The 26,353-nt window shown below is 65.7% G+C and carries 15 protein-coding genes and 2 pseudogenes; 13 read left to right on the forward strand and 4 right to left on the reverse strand.

Going from position 1 to position 26,353, the window contains the following annotated elements:
• Positions 1-96: 96 nt before the first annotated feature.
• Positions 97-1,047, reverse strand: a complete 951-nt coding sequence (locus AC1DMS_RS25010) for a LysR family transcriptional regulator (protein WP_015866000.1) — start codon at positions 1,045-1,047, stop codon at positions 97-99.
• A gap of 154 nt (positions 1,048-1,201) precedes the next feature.
• Here AC1DMS_RS25010 and AC1DMS_RS25015 point away from each other — a divergent pair, with 154 nt between their 5' ends.
• The 11 genes and pseudogenes from AC1DMS_RS25015 (at position 1,202) to AC1DMS_RS25065 (ending at position 21,647) form a co-directional block, all read left to right on the forward strand.
• Positions 1,202-2,053 (forward strand): fumarylacetoacetate hydrolase family protein, encoded by an 852-nt coding sequence (locus AC1DMS_RS25015; RefSeq protein WP_015865999.1) that lies wholly within the window; start codon positions 1,202-1,204, stop codon positions 2,051-2,053.
• Positions 2,054-2,069: 16 nt separating this feature from the next.
• Complete coding sequence (locus tag AC1DMS_RS25020) at positions 2,070-4,154, forward strand: hydantoinase/oxoprolinase family protein (protein WP_015865998.1); 2,085 nt, start codon at positions 2,070-2,072, stop codon at positions 4,152-4,154.
• Positions 4,151-5,944 carry a hydantoinase B/oxoprolinase family protein gene (locus tag AC1DMS_RS25025; RefSeq protein WP_015865997.1) on the forward strand — a complete coding sequence of 598 codons (1,794 nt, stop codon included), beginning with the start codon at positions 4,151-4,153 and terminating at the stop codon, positions 5,942-5,944. The genes AC1DMS_RS25020 and AC1DMS_RS25025 overlap by 4 nt, the downstream gene beginning before the upstream one ends.
• A gap of 8 nt (positions 5,945-5,952) precedes the next feature.
• Complete coding sequence (locus AC1DMS_RS25030; protein ID WP_015865996.1) at positions 5,953-6,327, forward strand: hypothetical protein; 375 nt, start codon at positions 5,953-5,955, stop codon at positions 6,325-6,327.
• On the forward strand, positions 6,324-7,442 hold the full coding sequence (locus AC1DMS_RS25035) for a CobW family GTP-binding protein (protein ID WP_015865995.1): 1,119 nt from the start codon (positions 6,324-6,326) through the stop codon (positions 7,440-7,442). Before AC1DMS_RS25030 ends, AC1DMS_RS25035 begins: the two co-directional genes overlap by 4 nt.
• Positions 7,439-8,407: a tripartite tricarboxylate transporter substrate binding protein gene (locus AC1DMS_RS25040; RefSeq protein ID WP_015865994.1), complete on the forward strand. Its 969-nt coding sequence runs from the start codon at positions 7,439-7,441 to the stop codon at positions 8,405-8,407. The genes AC1DMS_RS25035 and AC1DMS_RS25040 overlap by 4 nt, the downstream gene beginning before the upstream one ends.
• A 41-nt stretch (positions 8,408-8,448) precedes the next feature.
• On the forward strand, positions 8,449-9,729 hold the full coding sequence (locus tag AC1DMS_RS25045) for a porin (RefSeq protein ID WP_015865993.1): 1,281 nt from the start codon (positions 8,449-8,451) through the stop codon (positions 9,727-9,729).
• A gap of 337 nt (positions 9,730-10,066) precedes the next feature.
• Positions 10,067-10,440 (forward strand): annotated as a pseudogene (locus AC1DMS_RS25050) (IS3 family transposase); the annotation flags it as partial.
• 407 nt (positions 10,441-10,847) lie between these two features.
• Entirely contained in the window at positions 10,848-18,551 is a 7,704-nt protein-coding gene (locus AC1DMS_RS25055; protein ID WP_015865992.1) for a VCBS domain-containing protein, read from the forward strand.
• Positions 18,552-18,603: 52 nt separating this feature from the next.
• Positions 18,604-20,313 (forward strand): type I secretion system permease/ATPase, encoded by a 1,710-nt coding sequence (locus tag AC1DMS_RS25060; protein ID WP_015865991.1) that lies wholly within the window; start codon positions 18,604-18,606, stop codon positions 20,311-20,313.
• A complete protein-coding gene (locus AC1DMS_RS25065; protein WP_015865990.1) occupies positions 20,310-21,647 on the forward strand; it encodes an HlyD family type I secretion periplasmic adaptor subunit in 1,338 nt (445 codons plus the stop codon). The genes AC1DMS_RS25060 and AC1DMS_RS25065 overlap by 4 nt, the downstream gene beginning before the upstream one ends.
• Positions 21,648-21,765: 118 nt before the next feature.
• Here the strand turns inward: AC1DMS_RS25065 and AC1DMS_RS25070 are convergent.
• A pseudogene (locus AC1DMS_RS25070) lies at positions 21,766-22,134 on the reverse strand (SDR family NAD(P)-dependent oxidoreductase); the annotation flags it as partial.
• Between the two features lie 820 nt (positions 22,135-22,954).
• Positions 22,955-23,200 (reverse strand): helix-turn-helix domain-containing protein, encoded by a 246-nt coding sequence (locus AC1DMS_RS25075; RefSeq protein WP_015865988.1) that lies wholly within the window; start codon positions 23,198-23,200, stop codon positions 22,955-22,957.
• A gap of 232 nt (positions 23,201-23,432) precedes the next feature.
• Between AC1DMS_RS25075 and AC1DMS_RS25080 the strand changes: the two genes are divergently transcribed.
• Positions 23,433-23,996 (forward strand): XRE family transcriptional regulator, encoded by a 564-nt coding sequence (locus AC1DMS_RS25080; protein ID WP_015865987.1) that lies wholly within the window; start codon positions 23,433-23,435, stop codon positions 23,994-23,996.
• 156 nt (positions 23,997-24,152) lie between these two features.
• On the opposite strand, the gene AC1DMS_RS25085 is transcribed toward AC1DMS_RS25080, so the two are convergent.
• Complete coding sequence (locus tag AC1DMS_RS25085) at positions 24,153-25,046, reverse strand: LysR substrate-binding domain-containing protein (protein WP_015865986.1); 894 nt, start codon at positions 25,044-25,046, stop codon at positions 24,153-24,155.
• A 135-nt stretch (positions 25,047-25,181) separates the two neighbouring features.
• On the opposite strand from AC1DMS_RS25085, the gene AC1DMS_RS25090 reads away from it, so the two are divergent.
• Positions 25,182-26,315, forward strand: a complete 1,134-nt coding sequence (locus AC1DMS_RS25090) for a C45 family autoproteolytic acyltransferase/hydolase (RefSeq protein WP_015865985.1) — start codon at positions 25,182-25,184, stop codon at positions 26,313-26,315.
• Positions 26,316-26,353: the final 38 nt, after the last annotated feature.

Below are 26,353 nucleotides of genomic sequence, written 5' to 3' on the forward strand. Positions count from 1 at the left end.
GATATACCGTCCCGCCTCGATCTCAGATGGCTACAGCGCATGGCCGGTTGGCCGGTGCCTGATGGTGGCGTGCACCTCGCCTGGGCCGAGGGCACACTATTTTGCAGGTGCGTGTCCAGATTCATCACCGGCTATTGGCTCGGTGAGTTGACTGCCCCAGGCGCCGACCAATTGCTGGATGATCTCGGCGGCCCTCCTGCACGCGGGTGAAAGCTTGCCCTGCTTCGGAAACGCCAAGGTCACATGGCGGAAGAGATCGGGCTTCACGAGTTTGCTGGCCTGAAGGCGACCCCGTCGGAGTTCCTCGGCAATTGAGTACGGCCCCATCATCGAATAGAGCCCCGGCGTGTGCGCCACCAGTTCCTTTTGCATCGTCAACGAATCCACTTCGGCGACTGGGACCAGGGCGAAGCCCAAGCTGCGGGCTGCTTCGTCAAGTGCGTTGCGCCAGTGACTGGGACGTCGAGGCAGCACGAGGTGCAGACCGGACAGACGCGAGAAGTTGACCGTGGCCTCCTTCGTGAGCTCGTCCCCCGGGGCGGAGATCAGATAGGTATGTGCAACGCTCAGCAGCCTTTCTTCGTGACCGCTCGGGCGATTGAACCGAAAAAGAATTGCCATGTCGACGGCACCGCTGTCGAGCATCGTGTTGAGTTCGGTGCCCTGAGCTTCGGCGATGTTCAGGCGGATGCCTGGATGCTCGACCTGCAGGCGTTCAAAGAGTCGCGTCATCAGCGGATGGGCTGCCGAAGGTATGACGCCCAGGCGGACCTCGCCGAGCAACTTGCCTGATTCCTCGCGAAGTTCCTCCGACAAACGGTCCGTCTCCAGCAGCCAGGACCGTAGCCGCGTTGCCGCGCGCTCTCCCAGTTCGGTCGGCACGACGCCTCTGCCTGTTCGCCGAAACAGCGGGCCGCCGAGCCCCGCTTCAAAGTCACTGATCTGGCGGCTGATGTGCGATTGCACCGTTTGGCGGCGGGCCGCCACCTTGCTCAGGCTGCCAGCCTCCAGCACTTCCAGGAAGAGCCTGACGGTCGCGACGTCCATAGGGATTACCCGTGTGAGTTATGCCAAATAAGGCAAATCTGATTGCTCGGAATTCTATCTATGCGGATGGCTTAAGGATTTTTACATTGGCTGTACCTGATGCGAACTGCTCATTTCGGGCAAGCACCGCAGCGACGAATCCAAGGAGACTCATTTGAAACTCGCCAGCTTCACACACGCCGGACAGGCCACCTACGGAGTGGTTGAGGAAGATCGCTACCAACTGCCGCCGGCCGACTTCCTCGGCCGCCATCCCGACTTGGTGTCGGTGCTGCGCGCCGATGCCTTGCGCGAACTCGCGCAGGCGGCCGCGGCAAGCGGCAGCGCCGTGCAGGCCAGCGCCGTGCGCGCGCTTCCGGTGATTCCCAACCCACCCAAGCTGATCTGCGTGGGCCTGAACTACAAGACCCACGTGGCCGAGACCAAGCGCCCGGACAGCGAATACCCGTCGCTCTTCATCCGCTTCAACGACACGCTGGCAGCGCATGAGGACACGGTGCTGCGTCCGGCCTTTTCTGAGCGCTTCGACTGGGAAGGCGAACTGGCCTTCGTGATCGGCAAGGGTGGCCGCCACATCCCGAAGGCGCAGGCCTTCGAGCACATCGCGGGCTATGCCTGCCTGAACGACATCAGCGTGCGCGACTGGCAGCGCCACACGCATCAATTCACGCCGGGCAAAAACTTTCCGGGCACCGCCCCGTTCGGCCCGTACCTGGTGACCCGCGACGAGGTGCCGGACGTCACCAGGCTGACGCTGGAGACGCGCGTCAACGGCAACGTGATGCAGCAGGCAAGCATCGACGACCTGATCTTCGACATCCCTGTCCTGGTCGAGTACATCTCCCGCTTCACACCGCTGTCGCCCGGTGACGTGATTGCCACCGGAACGCCCGGTGGCGTCGGCGACCGCCGCGAGCCGCCGCTCTACATGAAGGAAGGCGACGTGGTCGAGGTGGAGATCACCGGCCTGGGCATCCTGCGCAACCGCATCGGAACGGCAGCCTGAAGCGCCGCGACACATCATGGCCACCCCCTCCACCCCCAATCTGCGCATCGCGGTCGACATCGGCGGCACCTTCACCGACATGGCCGCCTTCGACGAGGCCACCGGCAAGCTGCTGTTCGGCAAGGCGCTCTCGACCCACGGCCAGCTCGTCAATGGCATCCAGGCCACGCTGGACAGCGCCGACATCGATGTGCGTAACGGGCAGCTGTTCCTGCACGGCTCCACCATTGCCATCAACACGCTGCTGGAGCGCACCGGCGCCAACACGGCCCTGCTGATCACGGAAGGCTTTCGCGACATCTACGAGATCGGCCGCGTCAACCGTCCCGATGCCTACAACCTGTTCTTCAACAAGCACCAGCCGCTGGTCAAGCGCTCGCTGCGCTTCGAGGTGACCGAGCGCCTGCGCGCCGACGGCAGCTTGCACAAGCCACTGGACGAGGGCGCGGTGCGCGAACTGGCGCGCGAGCTGAAGAGCCAGAACATCGAAGCGGTGGCGGTGCTGCTGCTGCACTCGTATCGCAATCCGGCGCACGAGCAGCGCGTCAAGCAGATCCTGCAGGAAGAACTGCCGGGCGCCTTCGTCTCCGCTTCGCACGAGCTTTCTCAGGAATACCGCGAGTTCGAGCGCGTCTCCACGGTCGTGGCCAACGCCTACGTCGGGCCCCGTGTCTCCGAATATCTCGGCCAGCTCGAGACGCACCTTTCCGACAAGGGCTTCGGCGGCGACTTCTACGTCGTGCAGTCGACCGGTGGCCTGTTTCCGATCGAGCATGCACGCGTCGGCTGCGTCCGGATGCTGGAGTCCGGCCCCGCAGCCGGCGTGATCGGCGCGCAGGCGATCTGTGCACAACTCGGCATGGGCGATGCGATTGCCTTCGACATGGGCGGCACGACGGCCAAGGCGGGCGTGATCAGCCAGGGGCGGCCGCTCACGACGGGCTCGGCGCTGATCGGCGGCTACGAGCGCGCGCTGCCGATCCAGATTCCGATGATGGACATCCACGAGGTCGGCACCGGCGGCGGTTCGATCGCCCGCGTGGAGACCGGCAACGCGCTGCGTGTGGGGCCGCAGAGCGCGGGCTCCATTCCCGGGCCGGTGGCCTATGGACGCGGCGGCAAGGAGCCGACCGTGACCGACGCCAACCTGGTGCTGGGCCGGCTCGACGCCGACAACTTCCTGGGCGGCGAACTCAAGCTCGACCTGGAAGGCTGCAAGCGCCAGATGGCCGAGCGCGTGGCCGGCCCGCTGGGCCTGGACCCGACCGAGGCGGCCGACGGCATCCTGCGCATCGCGGTGACGCAGATGTCGCACGCCGTGAAGGCCGTGACCACCGAGCGCGGCCTGGACGCCGGCAGCTTCACCATGGTGGTGTACGGCGGCGCCGGCCCGCTGCATGCCTCGGCGATTGCACGCGAGATCGGCATCCGCAAGGTGCTGATTCCGTACGCGCCGGGCTACTTCTCGGCCTACGGGATGCTGTTCTCCGACTTGCGCTACGACTACGTGCGCTCGGTGTTCCGCAAGCTCAACGACGTCTCCTTCGAGGAGATCGAATCCGCCTACAAGACGATGGAAGACGAGGGCCGCGCCGCGCTGGCGCAGTCCGGCGTGAAGGCGGACGGCGTCGTGATCGAGCGCGCGGCCGATATGCGCTACGTGGGCCAGGAGCACGCGGTGACGGTCGACCTTCCGCTGGCGTTCTTCGAAGGCAAGGACCGTTCGGCGATCAAGCAGCAGTTCGATGAACTGCACAAGGTGCGCTATGGCACGTCGGCGCCGAAGGAGCCGGCGGACCTGGTGAGCCTGCGCGTCACTGTGCTCGGCATCATGAAGAAGCCGCCCAAGCACAGCGTCGACGAGGGGTCGTCCAAGCCCGAGAAGGCCGCAATGCGTGCGGTCAAACCGGTGTACTTCCGCTCTGGCGGCTGGGCCGACACGCCCATCTACAAGCGCGACCGGCTGCGCGCGGGCAACGTCATCAGCGGCCCCGCGCTGATCGAGGAGCACGCCTCCACCACCGTGATGCAGCCAGGCGACGAGATGCGCGTGGACGAACTCGGCAACCTTCAAATTTCCATCGGGAGCGATCGATCATGAGCACCCCCCAAACCCCAGCGGCCGCGGTCGACCCGGTCACCGTCGAGATCATTCGCAACGGCCTGTACGCCGTGACGGAGGAGATGAAGACCAATCTCACGCGCACCGCCTACAACCTGATCATCTACGAGGCGCTGGACTTCACCGTCGGGCTCTTCACCAAGGAGGGCGACACGGTCTCGATCGGCTTGGGCCTGCCGATGTTCATCCGCGGCATGTCCGAGACGGTGAAGGCGAAGATCAGGCACTTCGGCTACGAGAACATCCTGCCGGGCGACATCCTGGTCACGAACGACGCCTACACCACCGGCAGCCACCTGAACCACTTCACGTTCACGATGCCGGTGTTCCACGAGGGCAGGCTCGAAGGCTTCACCTGCTGCATGGCGCACTGGCTCGACGTGGGCGGCACGCTCGGCAACGTCACCACCGACATCTTCAGCGAGGGGATCCAGATCCCCATCATGAAGTACCAGCGCGAAGGCGTCGTCAACCAGGACCTGATCGACATCATCGCGATGAACGTGCGGCTGGCCGATCGCGCCCTGGGCGACCTGCGCGCCCAGATCACCGCGATCACCACCGGCGAGCGCCGCTACGTGGAGCTGCTGCAGCGCTATGGCGTGGATGCAGTGAACGGCTCGATCCGCCAGATCATGGACTCTTCAGAGGCCGTGGCGCGCAAGAACACCCTGTCGATTCCCGATGGCGTGTACGAGGCCGAGTCCTTCATGGACGACGACGGACTCGAGATTGGCAAGCGCATCCCGATCCGCGTCAAGGTGACCGTCACCGGTGATGAGATGACGGTGGACCTGTCCGACGTCAGCAAGCAGGTTCGCGGCTTCTACAACTCGGGCTTCACCACCGGCATCGCCTGCGCCCAGGTGGCCTACAAGTGCCTGACCACGCCGACCGATTACCCGGTCAACGACGGAAGCTTTCGCTCGCTGAAGGTGATCATGCCGATGGGCACGGTGATCAGTGCCGAGCGCCCGTACCCGATGCGGGTGTGGATGACCTTCCCGATGACGGTGATCGACACGATCTTCAAGGCACTGGCGCCAGCCATTCCCGATCGCTCCATCGCCGGCCACCACGCCGACTTGGTGTTTCCCAACATCCACGGCATCTCGCCAGAGGACGGGCGGCTCTTCATCGTCGGCATCGGGCCGCTGGGCGGAGGCTGGGGCGCGAAGTCGACGGAAGATGGCGTCTCGGTCACGGTCTGCATCAACGACGGCGACACCCACAACAGCCCGACCGAGCAGCTCGAGGCCAAGTACCCGGTGCTGGTCGAGAAGTACCAGATCCGTCAGGACAGTGCCGGCGCCGGCCGGTACCGCGGCGGCCTGGGCGCGGAGATGGTGGTGCAGGCGCTCTCGCCCTTCACCGTCACCACCCGCATCGACCGTGTCCACTGCAAGCCATGGGGCCTGGAGGGCGGCGGAGACGCCATGGGCAACGGCCTGGCCGTGCGGCACAAGGGCGAATGGAAGAGCGACCACCTGAACGCAAAGATCTTCAACGTGCGGCTGGAACGCGGCGATGCCTACAAGATGCTGTCGGGCGGCGGTGGCGGCTTCGGCGATCCGCTGGATCGGGATATCGACCTGGTCGCAGAGGACGTGCGCGAGGGCTACGTGAGCAGCGAGGTGGCGCGCCGGGTCTATCGCGTTGCGCTGGACTCCAAAGGGCAGGTCGACCAGGAGGCCACGCGCACGCTCCGGAAGGCACCGAGCGCCTTGCGCAATGGCGCCTCGCTCGACGTCGCCTGGGACGGGCAGTGAGCCTCGTCATGGCCGAAGACGTGTCGCTGCGCGCCGCCAGGCTCTCACGCCTGTGGAGCGAGCTCGCGATGCGTCACGTGGCACTCGGGTCCAGCTGCGGCTGCGGTGCCGGCGGCGTCAGCCTCCAGCTGGTCGACTTCGAACTGGACATCGTCGACTACCTCGAGGATCAAGGCCTGCGCTCGGGTGTTGCCGACGTGGAGCAATTCTTCCGGGCTCGCCCGACGTCCGAAGCCACCGGTCTGCCGCTTCAGAAGCTCCTGGAAGACCTCGAGCGCGACGAGTTTCCCGCCGAGGCGAGCGAATGGCTGCTGGCCAGGCTGGAACGGACCTTGAACTCTTTCGCCGAGCTTCATGGCGGGCGACAGCAGGCAGGGTCATGAGCGGCCACTTCTCCTCGCTGCTGGCAGCCGACCAGCCCGGGCAGGTGCGCGTGCCCGTGACGGTGCTGACCGGATTCCTCGGCAGCGGAAAGACGACGCTCCTCAACGAGCTGCTGCGCGAACCTGATCTGCACGGCACCGCAGTCATCGTCAACGAGTTCGGTGAAATCGGCATCGACCACGACCTGATCGCACACACGACGGAAGACACCATCCTGCTGGCCAACGGCTGCATGTGCTGTGCGGTGCGCGGCGATCTCATCGGCGCGCTGGTGGGACTCGTCGAGAGAGCCGTCTCCGATGGCTCGGCGCTGTGCCAGGTATTGATCGAAACCAGCGGCCTGGCCGACCCGGCCCCGATCCTCCGGACCTTGATGGGAGAGCCTGCCGTCAAGGATCGCTTCAGGCTGGCGGGCGTGTGCTGCACGGTCGACGCAGTGCTGGCGTTTCGCACGCTGGATCGGCATCCGGAGGCCGCGCGGCAGATCGCCATGGCCGACCACCTCTTCCTCACAAAGACCGACCTCCTGGGCGAACCGGCATCGCAGGCGTTGCTCGACTGCGTGAGGAGCCTGAATCCCACGGGCACGGTGCACCAGCAGCGCGAAGTGCACGTGGCCGTGTTGCGGCAGACGATGGAGACGCGCGCGGACGACGCGCGGCCGGTCCCCGCAGAGCGCGGGCTGTTCTACAGGCCGATGCCGGTCACCGGCGGCCCAGGCGCCTCAGGCGAGCCATCTCCCCATTCGGGCGGGATCACCTCATTCGTCCTAGTTCGCGACGATCCGTTGCCGCGAGACGGCTTCTATGCCTGGCTCGACATGGTGATCGCGATGCGGGGTGAAGACCTGCTGCGTGTGAAAGGAATCGTCAATCTGCAGGAGCAGCCGGAGCAGCCGCTTGTCTTTCACGGCGTACAGCATCTGTACCAGCCACCGGTGTCATTGTCGGCTTGGCCGAGCCCGGACCGACGCACCCGGATTGTCTTCATCACCCGAGGCGTCGACGCGGAAGCGATGGACGAGTCTCTGCGCGTTTTCGAACGACGTGGGCGGCAGAGGCGCCCTGCCGCGTCTTCACCGGACCCCTCATCACAACTCAAGGAGACTCCATGAAATCGCTGAAAGTACTGGCCGCATGCGCGGTGCTCGCGGTCGCGCCTGCCTGGGCCCAGACCGCCAAGTTCCCCGATCGGTTGATCCGAATCGTCGTTCCGTTTGCGGCAGGCGGCGGCGTGGACAACATCGCGCGCCTGCTGGCCCACCAGCTGCAGACCCAGTTCTCGGGGGTGCCGGTGATCGTGGAGAACCGCGCCGGGGCCAACGGCTCGCTGGGCGGCAAGGTTGTGCAGACGGCGCCCGCCGACGGCTACACCTTGCTGTTCTCCGCGGCGACGCACGTGCTGGCCAAGGAGGTCATGAGCACGCCGCCCTACGACCCGCAAACGGACTTCTCCCCGATTGCGCGCGTGGCCGAGGCACCGCTGATGCTCGTCATTGCGCCCCAGCTCGAGCCCCGGAAACTCACCGAGGTGCTCGCCGCGGCGAAAAAAGAGCCGGACAAGTGGACGGCGGCCATCCCCGCTGCGGGTGCACCCAGCCACCTGGCCACACTACTTTTGGCCAAGCAGGGCAACGTCAAGTTCACCTACGTCCCTTACAAGGGTACGCAACCCGCGCTGGTGGACGTCGGGGGCGGGCACGTGCAGCTTTTGATGGACTCGATGATCTCGGTCATGCCGTTGGCCAAGGCCGGGCGGGTTCGGCCGATCGCCATCAGCGCCGCCAAGCGCAGTCCGCTCGCGCCGGACGTCCCGACGGTGCAGGAGAGCGGACTGCCGGGTTTCACGTACGGGTCGTGGTATGGCGTATGGGCCCCCAAAGGCACGCCCGCCGATCGCGTCCAGTTGCTCAACAGCGCGATCAACGCCGCCATGTCCGAGCTGGGCAGGTCGGGCGCGCTGGCCAACCTCGGCGTCGAACCGGTGATCCAGGACGCCGAGCAATTCAAACGCTATGTGGCCGGCTTCGTGGCCCAAAGCGCCGACCTGCTCAAGAGCGCCGGCTTCAAGCCCGAATGACACGGACGCCGCGCACCGCTTTCACCCAAGGAGATCAGACCATGAACAGAACCACGCTCGTGGCAGCGAGCCTGCTGTCCTGCGCCACCGCGGCGACCGCCCAGTCGTCCGTCACACTCTTCGGCGTCGTCGACGTCGGCGTCAGCCACTACAGCGCCAGGAGCGACTTCTACAACAACACGGCGTCGCCCGCCATCGCATCGCCGAGCGTCACCCGGAGCCAGACGGCCTTGTCCAACAGCGGGACCTCCAACAGCCGCCTGGGCTTCCGCGGCACGGAGGATCTCGGCGGTGGACTTGCCGCCGGCTTTTGGCTGGAAGCCGGCACGACACCGGACAACGGTGCCACCGCGATCGCAAGTTTCGCTCGCAGGTCCACCGTGAGCTTGTCGGGCCCTTTCGGCGAGGTTCGGCTGGGCCGCGACTTCACCCCGACTTTCTGGAACGACTCGGTGTTCAGCCCGTTCAGCACGATCGGCGTCGGCGCCAATGTCGTGTCGAGCGTGGGGACCAACTTGCAGACAGTAAGAGGCCCTGGTTCCGCGGTAGCGGCCTCCGACAACTATCTTCGCACCAGCAACAGCATCGGCTACTTTCTTCCGCCCAATCTGGGTGGCGTCTATGGTCAGTTCCAGTACGCCTTGCACGAGAACGTTTCGCAGAGCAGCCTGCCCGGAAGTCCAAGCCAGAAAGGGCGCTACTTCGGTGGTCGCCTGGGCTATGCGGCCGGTCCGTTCGATGTCGCCTTGGCCTACGGGGAGAGCACGGCAGCGGACACCACCGGCGTGAGTCCCGTCGGATTGCCAACCGGCGTCAATCTGCGCGAGAAGATCAAGACCATCAATCTCGGCGCTTCGTACGATTTCGGCTTCATGAAGATCTTCGGTGAGCTCTCGCAGGTCAGGGACCAGGCGCTGTCGAGCGCGCCGGTGCCGGTGCTGGGCTCCTTGACGCTGCGTGATTCGGACAAGTACAAGGGCGGTCTTGTGGGCATTACCGTGCCCGTCGGTGCGGGGCTGATCAAGGCGGCCTATTCACGCGTCAAGTTCGACAACGATTTGGGCCCGCTGGCGACCCCGCTGACACCGCGGCGTGATGCGTCGGTCAACAAGCTTGCGATCGGGTTCGACTACAACCTCTCCAAGCGCACGGCGCTGTATGCGACGGCAGCCCGGATCCGGATCAAGAACGGGCAGAACAATCCGGCGATCATGGGGGCTGTGACGGGTGGTGTGACGTATCTCACGACAGGCGCCGGAATATCGGGATTCGCCCCACGCAGTTCGACCGGATACGACTTCGGCATCCGGCACGCGTTCTGATGGTGCAAAACGCAGGGCGCACCAGGAAATTTGGCGCTCGATGCCGGATCCCTTCGCGGCGAACTGCCAAGGGAGCGGACGGATACGTAGGGATATGCCGGCGGCGGTCATATGGCTAGAGGATTGTTGCGGAGGTGCGAAATGCAGGCGGCCGGGGGTTTACCGAGCCGCATCGCACCGCCGCGGAATTCAGGACCCGGTCGGAACAACCAGATCGGCGCAGGGCGGGCAGTCCCGGCCAGCCGATGCCGAGGCTGTCGTGACACCAGCACCAGAAACTCGCCGCTGATGCGGCTTTTTTCATCGGGACATCCGCGTTCGGACCGCAGCGTCGCAGGGCCTGGTCATCAGTTGGTCCATTGGGACGCACCCGGGCGCTGAGCTCGTCAATACATGCTAGATGCGGCCATCGAGACGGTGGTCGATACCAACGACCAGCCCGTCGCCCATTCCGTTCGTGGCGCCCACGATCGCTGGCCAAGCTGGCTCTCGCGGATCGCACATGCGAAGCTCATTCGCTCGATGTCTCGCAAAGGTTGCTCACGTGACAGCGCGGCGTGCGAAGGCTTCTTCGGACGGCTGAAGACGGAGTTGTTCCATCTCCGGAACTGGAAGACCACGACCATCGAGCAATTCATAGAGCTCGTTGATTCCCACATCCGCTGGGTACGGCGAGAAGCGATCAAGAACTCCGTGGCCGCCGCAGCCCCATCGGGACCGAGAGAACCTCCGGCTTACGGCATCAAACCAGTCCAAGTGCGCTTTCTGGCGGAAGTGGCGATGCTGCATGCACGTCTGGGAGGATTGCCGCCATGGCAATCATTGACCTCGCGTCGGCGAGTTCGTTCTTATTCCTATTGTCCCGCATGGAGTGTGGCCGTGCCCACGCTGTTCCCGCTCGTCCCGGTCTGCCACTGGCGCGGCATGCCGGCAGAGGCGGATGCATCGGCAGGACAAAAGTACCAGGCTTTTCAGCGGCAACCCGGGACTTACCGATAGAGAAGGAAGGACATTCTCTCCATGTGCTCGCATTGCCGGCGCGATCTAATTTGCGAACAAAAGGAATCCAGGGTCGAGATCGGAACGCGCCGGCTTTCCGGCGTTCACCAAGGAAGCACATGACCACCATTACCGGCTCCAACGGCAACGACCTTCTCACCGGCACGGCCGGCAGCGACACCATCAACAGCGGCAACGGGGACGACAGCGTCAGCGGCGGAGCCGGGAACGATTCATTGAATGGCGGCGCGGGAAACGACACGCTCGATGGCGGCAGCGGTAGTGACCAGCTCAACGGAGGATCGGGGGCCGACACCCTGATCTACAACGTCAGCGAAAACGCCGCAGCGGGCACCAGCGACGTGTACACCGGCGGGGCGGGTGTCGATACGCTCCAGCTCCAGTTCACGCGGACCCAGTGGCTGGAGGCTTCCACCCAGACGCAGATCGCTGCCTATCTGACCCATCTTGCGGCAGTGACCAACGCGAGAACTGGAGAGGTTTCCAATGGCTCGGCCAGCGATTTCGTTTTCAGCTTCGGGTCGTCCACGCTGACCGTCCAGATGACTGAAGTCCTGAGAGTCTTCGTGGACGGGGTAGAGGTGAATCCGGCCAACGAGGCGGTGAAGGCGCTGGGCGATACGGGCGCGACGACCGAAGACGGCTCGGGGATCCAAGTCCACGTGCTGCAGAACGATCTGGTCCCCGACTTGGTCAAGAGCTTGGCGCTGGCCTCGGCGCCGGCCCACGGGACGGCGACGCTCGTTCAACCGGCGATGGGCGATCCGTCGACCTGGTATTTCCAGTACCAGCCCCATACAGCCGATTTTCAATACTTGGCAGCGGGCGAGAGCGCAACCGACACCTTCAGCTACGAGGTGATGGACGCCGATGGTGGTAGGGGACTGGCCGCAGTGACCATCACCATCACCGGCGCCAACGATGGTCCGGTGATCACAGCCCAGGACCTGGCGGGTGCGGTGAGCGAGCAGGTTGCGCCGGCGGGCAATTTGAGCGACAGCGGCGTTATCGGCTTCAGTGACCTGGACCTGAGCGATGTGCACTTGGTGAGCGCCACCGGCACGCCGGTCGGCAGTGTGCTGGGAAGCCTGACAGCGGTCAGGAGCGGCGACACCACGGGGACCGGTACTGGCGGCCAGATCACCTGGACTTACACCGTGGATGCCGCGGCGGTCGAGTACCTGGCCGCTGGTCAGATCCGGGTCGAGAGCTTCACTATCACGGTGAACGATCAGCATGGCGGCATCGTCACTCGGCAGATCGACGTGACCATCACCGGCACCAACGACGCGCCGACGATTGGTACAGCCGATGCCGCTGCGGCGGTGACCGAGGATGCGGCGACGCCGACCCTGGGCGACAGCGGCACGATCACCTTCGACGACGTGGACCTGAGCGATGCGCACAGCGTCAGCGTGGCGGCCGGTCCAGGCAACACGCTGGGCGGTGTCTTGACGGCTGGCGTCAGCGATGCGGCCACGGGCGCGGGCGACGGCACGGTGACGTGGAACTACAGCGTTGCCAACGCGGCCACTCAGTATCTGGCCCAGGGCCAGACGGCGACGGAGACCTTCACCGTCAGCATCGCCGATGGCCACGGCGGCACGGTCCAGCAGCAGATCACTGTGACGGTGACGGGGACCAACGACGTGCCGGTGATCGGCGGCATTGCCGCCGGCACGGTGAGCGAGGATGCCTCGACGCCGAACCTGAGCACCAGCGGTGCATTGACGATCGCCGATGTCGACCAGGGCCAGTCGAACTTCGCACCCCAAACCAGCGTTCCTGGCAGCAACGGCCACGGCAACTTCACGCTGGCGGCCGACGGCAGCTGGACCTACACGGCCGACAACAGCCAAAACGCCATCCAGCAGCTGGGCGCCGGCCAGTCTATCAGCGATAGCTTCACTGCCGTGTCTTCCGACGGCACAGCCAGTCAGATAGTGACGGTGACGATCACCGGCACCAACGACGTGCCGGTGATCGGCGGCGTCGCCAGCGGTGCGGTGAGCGAGGATGCATCGACGCCGAACCTGAGCACCGGCGGTGCATTGACGATTGCCGATGTCGACCAGGGTCAATCGAACTTCGCGCCTCAAGCGAGCACCGCTGGCAGCAACGGCCACGGCAGCTTCACGCTGGCGGCCGATGGCAGCTGGACCTATACGGCCGACAACAGCCAGAGCGCGATTCAGCAGCTTGGTGCAGGTCAATCAATCAGCGACAGCTTCACCGCGGTGTCGTCGGATGGCACCGCCAGCGAGGTGGTGACCGTGACGATTACCGGCACCAACGACGTGCCGGTGATCGGTGGAGTCGCCACCGGCGCGGTGAGCGAGGATGCCTCGACGCCGAACCTGAGCACCAGTGGTGCGCTGACGATTGCCGATGTCGACCAGGGTCAATCGAACTTCGCGCCACAAGCGAGCACTGCCGGCAGCAATGGCTACGGCAGCTTCAACTTGCTGGCTGATGGCAGCTGGAGCTACACGGCCGACAACAGCCAGGCAGCGGTCCAGCAGTTGGGTGCCGGCGAGTCGATCAGCGACAGTTTCACTGCAGTCTCGTCCGATGGAACGGCCAGCCAGCTCGTGACGGTGACGATCACCGGGACCAACGACGTGCCGGTGATCGGCGGCGTCGCCAGCGGCGCGGTGACCGAGGATGCCTCGACACCAAACCTGAGCACCGGCGGTGCGTTAACGATTGCCGATGTCGACCAAGGCCAGTCCAGCCTCACAGCCCAGGCCGGCACTGCCGGCAGCAACGGCTACGGCAGCTTCAACTTGCTGGCTGATGGCACTTGGGCCTACACGGCCGACAACAGCCAAAGCGCGATCCAGCAGCTGGGTGCCGGCCAGTCGCTCAGCGACAGCTTTACTGCCGTCTCGTCCGATGGAACGGCCAGCCAACTCGTGACGGTGACCATCACCGGGACCAACGATGTGCCGGTGATCGGCGGCGTCGCCAGCGGCGCGCTGAGCGAGGATGACTCGACTCCGAACCTGAGCACCGGCGGTGCGTTGACGATCGCCGATGTCGACCAAGGCCAGTCCAGCTTCACAGCCCAGGCCGGCACAGCCGGCAGCAACGCCTATGGCAGCTTCACGCTCGCGGCCGACGGCAACTGGATCTACACCGCCGACAACAGCCAGGCAGCGATCCAGCAACTGGGTGCCGGGGAGTCGCTCAGCGACAGCTTCACCGCAGTGTCCTTCGACGGCACGGCCAGCCAACTCGTGACAGTGACGATCACTGGCACCAACGATGTACCTGTGATTGGTGGTGTCGCCACCGGCGCGGCGAGCGAGGATGCCTCGACGCCGAACCTGAGCACCGGTGGCGCGCTGACGATCGCCGATGTGGATGCGGGCCAGTCGAACTTCGCGCCTCAAGCAAGCACCGCCGGCAGCGGCGGCTACGGCAGCTTCACGCTGGCGGCCGACGGCACTTGGACTTATGCGGCCGACAACAGCCAGGCAGCGATCCAGCAGTTGGGCGCCGGCGAGGCGATCAGCGACAGTTTCACGGCGGTGTCGTTCGATGGGACGGCCAGCCAACTCGTGACTGTGACCATCACCGGGACCAATGACGTTCCGGTGATTGGCGGCGTAGTCAGCGGCGCGGTACAAGAAGACGTTGCGGTGTCCGGTGGCAGCCTCGCGGCCAGTGGGGCGCTGACGATCGCCGATGTGGATGCCGGCCAGTCGAACTTTGCGCCTCAAGCGAGCACTGCCAGCAGCAATGGCTATGGCAGCTTCACGCTCGCGGCCGGCGGCACTTGGACTTATGCGGCTGACAACAACCAAAGCACGATCCAGCAACTTGGCGTCGGTCAATCGATCAGCGACAGCTTCACCGCCGTGTCCTCTGACGGCACGGCCAGCCAGCTCGTGACCGTGACCATTGCCGGGACCAACGATGTACCGGTGATCGGTGGCGTTGCCACCGGCGCGGTGAGCGAGGATGCCTCGACGCCGAACCTGAGCACCAGTGGTGCGCTGACGATTGCCGATGTCGACCAGGGTCAGTCCAACTTCACGCCCCAGGCCGGCACCACCGGCGGCAACGGCTACGGCAATTTCACGCTGGCGGCCGATGGCAGCTGGACCTACACGGCCAACAACAGCCAGGCGGCGATCCAGCAGTTGGGCGCCGGCGAGTCGGTCAGCGATAGCTTCACTGCTGTGTCGTCCGACGGTACGGCCAGCCAGCTCGTGACGGTGACGATCACTGGCACCAATGACGTGCCGGTCATCGGCGGCGTCGCCAGCGGCGCGGTGCAAGAAGATATTGCGGTGGCGGGGGGCAGCCTCGCGGCCAGCGGGGCGTTGACGATCGTCGATGTAGATGCCGGCCAGTCGAACTTCGCGCCCCAAGCGAGTGCCGGCGGCAGCAACGGCTACGGCAGCTTCACATTGGCGGCCGACGGCAACTGGAGCTACACGGCCGACAACAGCCAGGCAGCAATCCAACAGCTGGCCGCAGGTCAATCGCTCAGCGACAGTTTCACGGCAGTGTCGTCCGATGCGACGGCCAGCCAGGTGGTGACGGTGACCATTACCGGGACCAACGATGTGCCGGTCATCGGCGGCGTCGCCAGCGGCGCGGCGCAAGAAGATATTGCGGTGGCGGGGGGCAGCCTTGCGGCCAGCGGCGCGCTGACGATCGCCGATGTGGATGCAGGACAGTCCAGTTTTGCAGCCCAGGCCGGCACCGCCGGCAGCAATGGCTACGGCAGTTTCGCGCTGGCAACCGACGGCAACTGGACCTACACGGCCGACAACAGCCAAAGCGCGATCCAGCAGCTGGGCGCGGGTCAATCGATCAACGACAGGTTCACCGCGGTGTCGTCGGATGGCACCGCCAGCCGGGTGGTGACCGTGACCATTACCGGGACCAACGACGTGCCGGCGATCGGTGGCGTGGCCAGCGGGGCGGTGAGCGAGGACGCCTCGACACCGAACCTGAGCACCGGCGGTGCGCTGACAATTGCCGATGCCGACCAAGGCCAGTCGAACTTCGCGCCCCAAGCGAGTGCCGGCGGCAGCAACGGCTACGGCAGCTTCACGCTGACGGCCGGCGGCAGCTGGACCTACACGGCCAACAACAGCCAGGCGGCGATCCAGCAACTGGGCGCAGGTCAATCGATCAACGACAGCTTCACCGCCGTGTCCTCCGACGGCACGGCGAGCCAGCTCGTGACGGTGACGATCACCGGTACCAATGACGTGCCGGTCATCGGCGGCGTCGCCAGTGGCGCGGTGAGCGAGGATGCCTCGACACCGAACCTGAGCACCGGTGGCGCGCTGACTATCGCGGATGTGGATGCGGGCCAGTCGAACTTCGCGCTCCAAGCAGGCACCGCCGGCAGCAATGGCTACGGCAGCTTCACGCTGGCGGCCAATGGCGCCTGGACCTACACGGCCAACAATGGCCAGGCGGCGATCCAACAGCTGGGCGCGGGTCAATCGATCAACGACAGCTTTACCGCGGTGTCATCCGACGGCACGGCCAGCCGGGTGGTGACCGTGACCATTGCCGGGACCAACGACGTGCCAGTGATTGGTGGCGTCGCGAGCGGTGTGGTGAATGAGGATGCCTCGACGCCGAACCTGAGCACCAACGGTGCGCTGACGATCGCCGATGTCGACACGGGGCAGTCCAGCTTCACAGCCCAGGCCGGCACCGCCGGCAGCAACGGCTACGGCAGCTTCGCGCTGGCGGCCGATGGCAACTGGACCTACACGGCCAACAACAGCCAGGCGGCGATCCAGCAGCTGGGCGCCGGCCAGTCGATCAGCGACAGCTTCACTGCGGTGTCTTCCGACGGGACAGCCAGCCGGGTGGTGACCGTGACCATCGCCGGCACCAACGATGCACCGGTCCTGGGCTCTGCCGCGACACCCGTCCTGGCGGCAGCCAACGAGGACGGCGGCGCACCGGTCGGGGCCGTCGGGACGCTCATATCGAGCCTGGTGAACCTGAATCCGCCAGCCGGCGGCCTCGACAACGTGACCGACGCGGACAACGGCGCCATCACGGGCATCGCGTTGACGGGCGCGAACGCCACCAACGGAAGCTGGTGGTATTCCACCAACGGCGGCGCCAACTGGGCGGCGGTGGGGGCGGTGTCGAACGCGTCCGCACTGCTGCTGGCTGCGAACGCGAACACGCGTGTCTACTTCCAGGGGAATTCGAACTTCAACGGGACGCTCAGCGATGGCATCACCTTCCGCGCCTGGGATCAGACGAGCGGCGCGGCGGGCACCACGGTGAGCACAGTCACGAACGGGAACAGCTCTGCGTTCTCGAGCGCCACCGACACGGCGAGCATCACCGTCAGCGCGGTGAACGACAATCCGGTCGCCGTGGCCGACAGGATCATCGTGTCGGACAGCACGCTCGTCACGCTGTCGGCGAACTCGCTGCTCGGCAACGACACCGACATCGACGGTCTCGCCTTGACAATCACCAGCGTCGGCGGCGCGGTCGGAATTTCCGGCCTGACCCTGGACGCCGCCAACGGCACGATCAGCTTCACCAGCGGCAGCACGGCGGGAGCCACGGCCGGCAGCTTCCAGTACACCGTGTCGGACGGCGCCGGGGGCACCACCACGGCGACGGCGACGATCGACGTCAGGGCCGTGTCCAGCGGCAACGGCGCCGACACGATCGATCTCAGCGCGACCGGCACCTACCAGGCCTCCTTCATCGATAGCCGCGGCGGCGCCGACAACCTGACCGGCGGTGCGGGCGGCGACGTCTTCATCGGCGGGACCGGCAACGCAGCCGATACGCTGATCGGCTCTGCCGGCAACGATCTCCTGATTGGCGGTGACGGCAACGACACACTGTCGGGCGGCGCCGGCAACGATGTGCTGCGTGGTGGCATCGGCAACGGTGACACGATGGACGGCGGCGCCGGCAGCGAAGACCTGCTGGACTTCTCGGACGGTACCGTGGCAGTCAATTTCACGCTGGTCCAGAGTGCCGTATCGACCGGCATCGCCAACGGCACCGGCGGGCTCGGCAACAACGACACCTACCAGAACATCGAAGGCGTGATCGGAACGGGCCTGGCCGACACCCTCACCGGCAGCGCCTCGAACGACATCATCCGCGGCGGCGCCGGCAACGACACGCTCGATGGAGCAGGGGGCACCGGTGACCTGCTCGACTTCTCCGACGGCACCGCCGGCCTCACGTTCACGCTGACGCAAAGCAGCAGCACGACAAGCTTCAATGCCAGCGCCGCCGGGCTCGGCACCGACGGCTACAAGAACTTCGAGGGCGTCATCGGCACGGCCTTCGGCGACACGATCACCGGTTCGGCGTCGAACGACCAATTGCGCGGCGGCGGCGGCAACGACGTGATCAACGGCCTTGCGGGCGACGACCGCATCGTCGGTGGGGCCGGCGCCGACATACTCACCGGCGGCGCGGACAACGACACCTTCGTCTTCGACTCGGCACCCAACGCGGTGGATTCGGTCACCGACTTCGATGCTTCGGGATCAGCGGCGAGCGGCGACCTGATCGAACTGTCGCGCGGGACGTTCACGGCCCTCACGACCGCCAGCGGAAACACGCTGTCGGCGGCCGAGTTTGCGTCCCTGAACGGCGGTGGTGCGGGAGACACGGTGGGCGCGGGCGTGCACGTGATCTACGACAGTGCGACGGGCAACCTGTACTACGACACCGACGGCCTGGGCGCCGCGAACCGCACGCTGGTGGCGACGTTGGCGCTGAGCAACCCGGCCGACACCTTCGACAGCAACGACATCAAGGCCGGCGTGTGAGAGCCCGCTTGTCGCGCGCGGATGCGGGTGGCGGCACACGAGAGAAATCGACATGAAGCCTCTTTTCCAGCTTCTCGAGCGACCGCTTCTTTTTGTCGCGGGCTTCTCGTTCTTCGTGAACCTGCTGCTGCTCGCCCCCGCGCTCTTCATGCTGCAGGTCTTCGACCGCGTGCTGACGAGCCAGAGCCGGGAGACGCTGCTGATGCTGTTGCTTGGCGTTGGCGTGGCGCTCGGCCTGATGCTGGTGCTGGACTACCTGCGCAGCCGGCTGCAGGGCGTCGCGGGGAACCTGATCGCCGATCAGCTGTCCCCGGTGGTGGCCAAGGCCGTGCTGGTGCGCACGGCGCGCCGCGCCGAGCGCGCGCCCTGCGAAGGCTTGCGCGACGTCGCGGCGCTGCGCAACCTGTTTTCCTCCCAGGGGCTGCTGGCCCTGTTCGATGTGCCATGGGCATTCGTCTATGTCGCGGTCATCTGGCTGGCGCATCCGATGCTCGGCATGGCTGCGGCGGCCGCGTCGGTGCTGATGCTTGTGCTTGCCGTGGTGAACGACCGCATCACGCGCCGCGATATCGAAGCCCTGCAGAAGGAAGCCGCCAGGGCCACGCGCTACCTCGAATCCTCGATGCAGAACGCAGAACTGGCGCAGTCGCTCGGAATGGGGGAGGCGGTGATCGGGCGCTGGCGGAACCTCAACGCCGGCGTCGCCGCGTTGCAGGGCCCGACCGCGCGCAAGTCGGTGGCGATGGCCGCGCTCACGCGCACCACGCGCCAGACGGTGCAGGTCCTGTTGCAGGCACTGGGCGCCTACCTCGTCATCACGGGCGAAGGCACGCCGGGCATCCTGGTGGCCTGCACCATCCTGCTCGGCCGGGCGCTGGGGCCGGTCGAGCAGGTGGTGGGAAGTTGGCGCGTGCTGGCCGAGGGGCGCCTGGCCTTCGCGCGCCTGTCCGAGGTCCTGGGCGCCGCCGAGCGCCAGCCGCCACGCATGGCGCTGCCGGCGCCGAGCGGCCGCCTGCACGTGGAGGGCCTCGTGTTCCGGTCGTCGCAGGGCGAGCGGATGATTCTCGCCGGCGTCTCGCTGAGCCTGGAGCCCGGCGAGTCGCTGGCCATCACCGGCCCCAGCGGTGCCGGCAAGTCGACCCTGGTGCGCCTGTTGACTGGTCTGTGGGGGCCCCATGCCGGTGTCGTGCGTCTGGACGATGTCGACCTTGCACAATGGCCGCGCGAAGAACTCGGCCCCTGGCTCGGCTATGTGCCGCAGGATGTCGAGTTGTTCGCCGGCACTGTTGCCGACAACATCGCTCGGCTGGGCGAGGTCGACCCGGACAAGGTGGTGCAAGCGGCGCAGCGCGCCGGCGTGCATGCGCTGATCCTGACGCTGCCCGAGGGCTACGACACCGTCGTCGACCACATGGGCGTGATGCTGTCGCCGGGCCAGCGCCAGCGCATCGCGCTGGCCCGCGCGCTCTACGGCAACCCCAAGCTGCTGGTGCTGGACGAGCCCAACTCCAACCTGGATGGGGCGGGCGAACTGGCGCTGGGCGAGGCCTTGAAGGCGCTGCGCGGGCAGATCACGGTGATTGTCGTCACGCACCGCAGCGCACTGGTGCAGCACATGGACAAGCTGCTGGTGCTGGAGGCCGGACGCGTCAAGCAGTACGGACCGGTGGCGGAGGTCATGCAGTCGATCAAGCGGAACGGCCAGAACACGGGCGGGGCGCAGGTGGTAATGATGCCGCGCCCTGCGGAGAAGGTGTCATGAACTACACCGCGCATGCCATCGCGGCCAACGACCCCCTGGCGCTCCATGTGCGCGAAGCGCGCCGCCTGACGCACTGGGGCCTGGCCATGCTGGTCTGCGGACTGTTGCCGGCCGCTGCATGGCTGGGCTTTGCGCCGCTGTCTTCGGCCGTCGTGGCGCAGGCCTATGTCAAGGTGGACCTGAACCGGCGGCCGGTACAGCATGCCGAAGGCGGCATCGTGCGCGAGGTCCTGGTGCGCGACGGCCAGCATGTGCGGAAGGGAGAGCCCTTGCTGGTGCTGGGTGATGTCTCGGTCGATGCCGACCGCAACAGGCTGGACCACCGCGTCAAGACCGAGCGCGCCAGCCTCGCGCGGCTGGACGCGGAGCAGACCATGGCGCGCGCGATCGCTTTCCCTCCCGACGTGGTCGAGACCGCGGTCGCGGATCCGCGCCTGGCGGCGCAGTTGGACAAGGAGCGCGCATTGTTCGAGGCGCGGCGCGACGCGCTGGTGGGGCAGGTGCGCCTGCTGCGCTCGCAGCGCGAGAAGGTGGCCGAGGAAATCGTCGCGCTGCGCGCCCAGATCGCGCAGGCGAGCGAGTCGATGAAGTTTCAGAAGAGCGATCTGGAGACCAACCGCAAGCTGCTCAAGGACGGCTTCGTCTCGGCCGCGCGCATCGCGCAGTTCGAAGGCACCGTGGCCGACTACGGCGTGAAGATCGAGGAGCGGCGCGCGGAGCTGGCACGTGCCGAGCAGCGCACGGTCGATGCCGACCTGCGCATCCGCTCGCTGGAGAGCGACTACCGCCAGCAGGCGAGCGACCAGCTCAAGGTCACGGCAGCCCGGCTGGCCGAGATCGAGCAGGAGCGGCGCAAGTCGACCGACGCCTCGGCGCGTCAGGTGATCACGGCGCCAGCCAGCGGCGAGATCATCGATCTGAAGTATTCGACGCCTGGCGCAGTGATCCCGCCGCGCGAGACCATCGCCGATGTCGTGCCGGACGACAGCCGACTGATGACCGACGCGCGCGTGCGTCCCGAGGACATCGGCCGCGTTCAGCGCGGGCAGGCGGCCGACATCCGCTTCACGGCATTCAAATACCGTACCACGCAACTGGTGCACGGCAAGGTGGTTTACGTATCGGGTGACCGCCTGATCGACCGTGCGACCAATGCGCCCTACTACTCGGTGCTGGTCGAGGCCGATCCGGCTTCGCTCGCGACTGCGGGAGACCTGAAGCTGCTCGCCGGCATGCCCGCCGAGATCTATCTGCAGGGGGAGGAGCGCACAGCCCTCCAGTACCTGGTGGAGCCGATCACCCAGGTGTTGCGCCATGCTGCCCGCGAGCGCTGACGCACCCTGTTGAGCAGCAGGTGCGCGCCTTGGGCGCGACCTGGTTGGACCGGAATCTCATGGTCGACATGGGCTTGGCGGACCGGGGTTTGGGCACCGAAGCACGGGATGCGATGCGGGTCTTGGAGTTGACCGCCGTCATCTCGTCGTACTCGGCCTCGCTGATCTCGGTCATCGGCTTCTTGAGCACCTTGCCCACGGTGTTGATGGCGATGTCCGGTCTTCCGACGGCGGCCATCGTGTCGGCGAACAGCTTCTCCACCGCGGCGGCCGTCGTCAAGTTGGCCTGCAGGGCCACGGCCTTGGCGCCTGCCTTTTCGATGGCCGCCACAGTCTTGTCGGCTTCGCCCTTGCTGACTGCGCTGTTGTAGTGGACGGCGACGGCCTTGGGCCCTTGCTTGGCCAAGTCGAGCGCAATCAGCCCGCCGAGGTTCTTGGCGCCACCTGCGATGAGGACGGTCTTGCCTTGAATGGAATGATCTGCCATGTCGATCTCCTTGGTTGAACATGACAAAAATGGGAGTTTAGGTAGCACTGCGCAGGAGATCAGCCACCGCTGGCTGGATAGATTGTCCAGAAATCAAGTCCAATCCCCGGGCGTGATTTCTCGCGATCTGCTGTATGCCGGAGTCCCATGACCATCAGTCCAGCATGAGGCAGTTGTCGGCGGTCCAGCCGTAAAGCCACTCCATTGCATCGTGGAAACGCTCGGGTGTGCGGCCCTTCCAGAGATCGTTACGCACCTGGCGCTCGACCCCTTGGAATGGAAGATGTGGTGCGCAGTCAGCCGTGTCTTCCCTTTCACAGGGCATTCGCGTGACGCTTGTTATCGCGAGCTGAGTGAGCGCTCATCTGCAACATAGTGCTGGCCATGTTTGTTCGACGAAGCTGGCCTCGTGAAAGCTGCTGCATGGGGAGACGGAGCGACTGTTCCGTGCGATGAAGCGAGCGCCCGAACTTCTTTCTGCCCGATGTACACCGAAGAGGAGCGTGACTTTCTGTGCCCGATATGCGAATTGGGTGCAGCGGCGCAGCCAAACGTCGGTGGGACTGGCGGCCAGTGCCAGCGCCTTCACCGCCGAGCACTTCCAGCTGTCGTGGCGCCATCGGTATGCATTCACGGCCATGAAGTAGTACACCAGGACGCGCTGAGCCCGATGGCGTTAGTGCTCAAGATTGGCGAGACGATCTACTCTGGCGTCGGGCTCGTTGGGGTTCCTAAGTTGCCGGCCGCCGTTCTGGGGAACAGTCGGTTGGCACCCTGCGCGACGCTCCGAGACTGACAATGAGAAACGCGACCTAAGCTCTTAGAGTCGTGCCTTGGCCGCCAACTCGGCCACGGACACGCCGAGGCCGGCGGCGATCTGTACAACGGTCATCACGCCAGGGTTTTGCATCCCCCTTTCGATGCTGCTCATGTAAGAGCGATCGACGTGGCTGCGATGCGCAAGTTCTTCTTGTGAAATGCCATGTGTCTTGCGCAATGCCTTGATGGCGGTGCCAAGCGCCAACAGCGCTGGGTCGAGCGCATGTTTGGGCGAGGCAATTGGCATGGACAAATGCTCTCGCCTTGCGTACGATTGAACCACGGATGATCTTCCACATACTGACCTCCTCTTCTATGTACAGCGTCGCCTCCAGGTCGGTTCCTGTCCGCAGAGGCTGCTTTGTTGTCGCATGACGCGCAGACTCGCAGCCTCTCCACTACCAACTGCTCATCCCCTGCGGCTGCCGGCGTCGGTCACCCGTGTTCGATCGGGGCGGCCCGCACCCGTCGTGCGCAGCATGTCCGCGGCGCGCATCGGCGCGCAGGTGAAGGCGCTGCGCATGGCGGCTGATGTATCCGGTGGAGCGCTGGCGAAGACCTCGGGGATTTCGGCCTCGATGCTCTCGCGCATCGAGCGCGGTCTGGTCTCGCCGTCGGTGGAGACCCTGGAGCGTCTCGCGAATGGTCTAGGGGTGCCGGCGTCGCGCTTCTTCGGGGACCAGGCGCGGCGCACGGACTTCTGCCATGTGCGCGCGAGGCAGGGCGTTGTCGTCGATCGGATCGGTGCGGTCTCCGACTACCGCTACGAGCTGCTGGGCCACCTGCTGTCGGGCAACCTGTTCGTCGAGCCCTATCTGGTCACGCTGTTGCCCGGTGCCGATCCCTACGTGACCTTCCAGCACCCGGGCCTCAAGTTCCTGTACTTCCTGTCCGGGGAGGTCAGCTACCGCTATGGCGGCAGGACTGTGGAGGTGAGGGAGGGGGACGCGCTGCTGTTCGATGCAACCGCGCTGCACGGGATCGAAGCCATTCAGAACGGGCCGGTGTCGTACCTGTCGGTGGTTTTCACGCTGCGCGAGTGAGTCGAATGTTCCATCCCATCCGGTCGAGCCCCACCGGATCGTTCGATGGCTCGCACGCTCATTGCGCCGCGCCGGTCTTTTATGCATTCCTTCGATGTTCGGCATGCCGAACGCCAGGGCGTTGTGGGTGGCGCTCTTTGGGGTCGAGTGCAAATCTCAACTAGCAGGCTTCATGCGACGCAGGTGAGCCAGCATTTCCTCACGGACCACGCCGGTGATGTGGCTGCGCTTCCCGTTTTCGAGCATCCCCAGGCGCCGCGCGACGGGCCGCCCCGGCAGTTGCAGCACGCAGAGCGCAGGGTCGCTTTCCCAGTCGAAGTTCTTGAGCAGCGGCGCCATGGTGAAACCCACGTTCTTGCGCACCAACTCCGCAATGGCGAGCAATGAATTGAGCTCCAGGAACTCCTTGGGGACCAGCTGCAGCCGCCGCAGGATGCGGTCGATGCGCGCGCCAGTCGGCGTGCGCCGGTCGAAGCGAATGAAGGGATGGACGGCGAACAGGCTGGTGATGTGGGTATCGGGCCTGGCGATATCCGAATTGGCGATGACGGTGAGCGTCTCTTCATAGCAAGGCGTCCACAGCAGCCCCGGCGTGTCGGGCCATTGCCGCTCGACGACGACGGCCGCGTCGAGCTCGCCGCTGGCCACGTCCTGCATCAGCTGCGATTGCTGTCGCACCCGCAGTTCGACTTCGAGGTTCGGGTGCAGCGACTTGAGCACCGCGAGCGCGCTCGACAGCAACCCCATGGCCGAGATGAGCGAACCGAGCTTGATGGTCCCCGCGATCTGCCGCTGGTCTTGCAGTTCGCGCCGCATCGATTCGTATTGCGCGAGCAACTCTTCGGCGCGCGGCAGGAGCAGGTGGCCCGCGGGGCTCAGCACCATCGTGCGGCCTGTCTTGTCGAACAGCGTCTTCTTCATTTCCGCTTCCAGCGCGCGCATCTGCTGGCCGACGGCGGCCTGGGTCAGCGCCACCTGTTCGGCAGCCGCGGCGAAGGAGCCGCCACGCGCTGCGGCAACAAAGGTGCGAAGAAAACGAATGGTGCTCACGTCAGAAAGATAAACAAATTCTTTATCGACTCTAAATGATTTTCAAATTTATTTTTTTGCGCGCCTGGAAAACAATGTGGCTACTGCTTTCGCGCTACTGCTCTTGCGCGGTGTGGTGGTGATAACCGCAAGCCAATGACCACTCCTGAATATTTTCCCCTTGTCGATGTTTCCGGTGCGCCATATGCGCGCGGCGTGCAGCACGGCCGTGCCGTGCCCGAGCGAGTGGCCGGAGGCGTGGCGCTCTACCGCGCCCAACTGGGCCGGCGCGGCTTGGACGACGCCACCATCGGCCAGCTCGCGCGATCGATGCTGCCGATCATCGAGGCCTACGACACCACCTACCTCGAGGAGATGCGCGGCATCGCCGAGGGCGCAGGGGTCTCGCTCGAGGACGTGGTGATGATCAACTGCCGCACCGAGATGCTGTTCGGCTATGCCGACATGAAGCAAGACGCCGCGGCATCGGCGGACGCGGCAGCGAGCGAAGACGGCGACTGTACCGGCCTGGTCGTGCTGCCGGCGCGTTCGGCCACCGGGCGGCTCATGCACGCCCACAACTGGGACTGGCGCCAGGAGTGCGTCGACACCGGCATCGTGCTGCGCATCCGCGGCGAGAGCGGCCCTGACATGCTCACCTTCACCGAAGCCGGCGCCCTGGCGCGCCATGGCTTCAACAGCCACGGCGTCTCGCTCACCGGCAATTCGCTGACCTGCGACGAAGACTTCCGCCGGGGCCCCGGCGTGCCGCTGGTGCTGCTGCGCCGCCGCGTGCTCGAAGCGGCCAACCTCGCGCAGGCCATGAAGACCATCTGGGTGTCGAAGCGCTATTGCGCCAACAACATGATCCTGGCGCAGTCCACCGGCAACGACGGCTCGGGCATCAGCCTGGAGACGTCGCCCGGCGAGATCTTCTGGACCTTGCCGGAGAACGGCCTGCTGGTGCATGCCAACCACTGGATGTCTCCTTCCGCCTTGATGAAGCTGCGCGACCCCGGCCTGCCGCAGCGGCCCGACAGCATCTACCGCCAGCATCGCGTGGAAAACGCGCTCGGCCGCATCGAGGGGCGCATCGACTGGACACACGTGAAGGGGGCACTGGCCGACGAATTCGGCAAACCCGACGGCGTGCTGCGCACGCCCAAGCCGGCGGATTTCAGCAGCATTTCGGCCACCGTGGCCACCACGCTCATGGATGCGGCCGCTCGCGTGATGTGGGTGGCGCGCAAGCCGTACGAGGCGCGCAACTTCCGGGAGTACACGCTGTAGTTGCGGCCTGCCGCCGCTTTTCCTCTCTTCATTCGCAG

This window comes from Variovorax sp. 05T418, assembly GCF_056396385.1.

Coding starts and splice junctions, on each gene's coding strand:
- AC1DMS_RS25010 (WP_015866000.1), bottom strand. CDS start 1,047: ATGGACGTCGCGACCGTCAGGCTCTTCCTGGAAGTGCTGGAGGCTGGC.
- AC1DMS_RS25020 (WP_015865998.1), top strand. CDS start 2,070: ATGGCCACCCCCTCCACCCCCAATCTGCGCATCGCGGTCGACATCGGC.
- AC1DMS_RS25025 (WP_015865997.1), top strand. CDS start 4,151: ATGAGCACCCCCCAAACCCCAGCGGCCGCGGTCGACCCGGTCACCGTC.
- AC1DMS_RS25030 (WP_015865996.1), top strand. CDS start 5,953: ATGGCCGAAGACGTGTCGCTGCGCGCCGCCAGGCTCTCACGCCTGTGG.
- AC1DMS_RS25035 (WP_015865995.1), top strand. CDS start 6,324: ATGAGCGGCCACTTCTCCTCGCTGCTGGCAGCCGACCAGCCCGGGCAG.
- AC1DMS_RS25040 (WP_015865994.1), top strand. CDS start 7,439: ATGAAATCGCTGAAAGTACTGGCCGCATGCGCGGTGCTCGCGGTCGCG.
- AC1DMS_RS25045 (WP_015865993.1), top strand. CDS start 8,449: ATGAACAGAACCACGCTCGTGGCAGCGAGCCTGCTGTCCTGCGCCACC.
- AC1DMS_RS25055 (WP_015865992.1), top strand. CDS start 10,848: ATGACCACCATTACCGGCTCCAACGGCAACGACCTTCTCACCGGCACG.
- AC1DMS_RS25060 (WP_015865991.1), top strand. CDS start 18,604: ATGAAGCCTCTTTTCCAGCTTCTCGAGCGACCGCTTCTTTTTGTCGCG.
- AC1DMS_RS25065 (WP_015865990.1), top strand. CDS start 20,310: ATGAACTACACCGCGCATGCCATCGCGGCCAACGACCCCCTGGCGCTC.
- AC1DMS_RS25075 (WP_015865988.1), bottom strand. CDS start 23,200: ATGCCAATTGCCTCGCCCAAACATGCGCTCGACCCAGCGCTGTTGGCG.
- AC1DMS_RS25080 (WP_015865987.1), top strand. CDS start 23,433: ATGTCCGCGGCGCGCATCGGCGCGCAGGTGAAGGCGCTGCGCATGGCG.
- AC1DMS_RS25090 (WP_015865985.1), top strand. CDS start 25,182: ATGACCACTCCTGAATATTTTCCCCTTGTCGATGTTTCCGGTGCGCCA.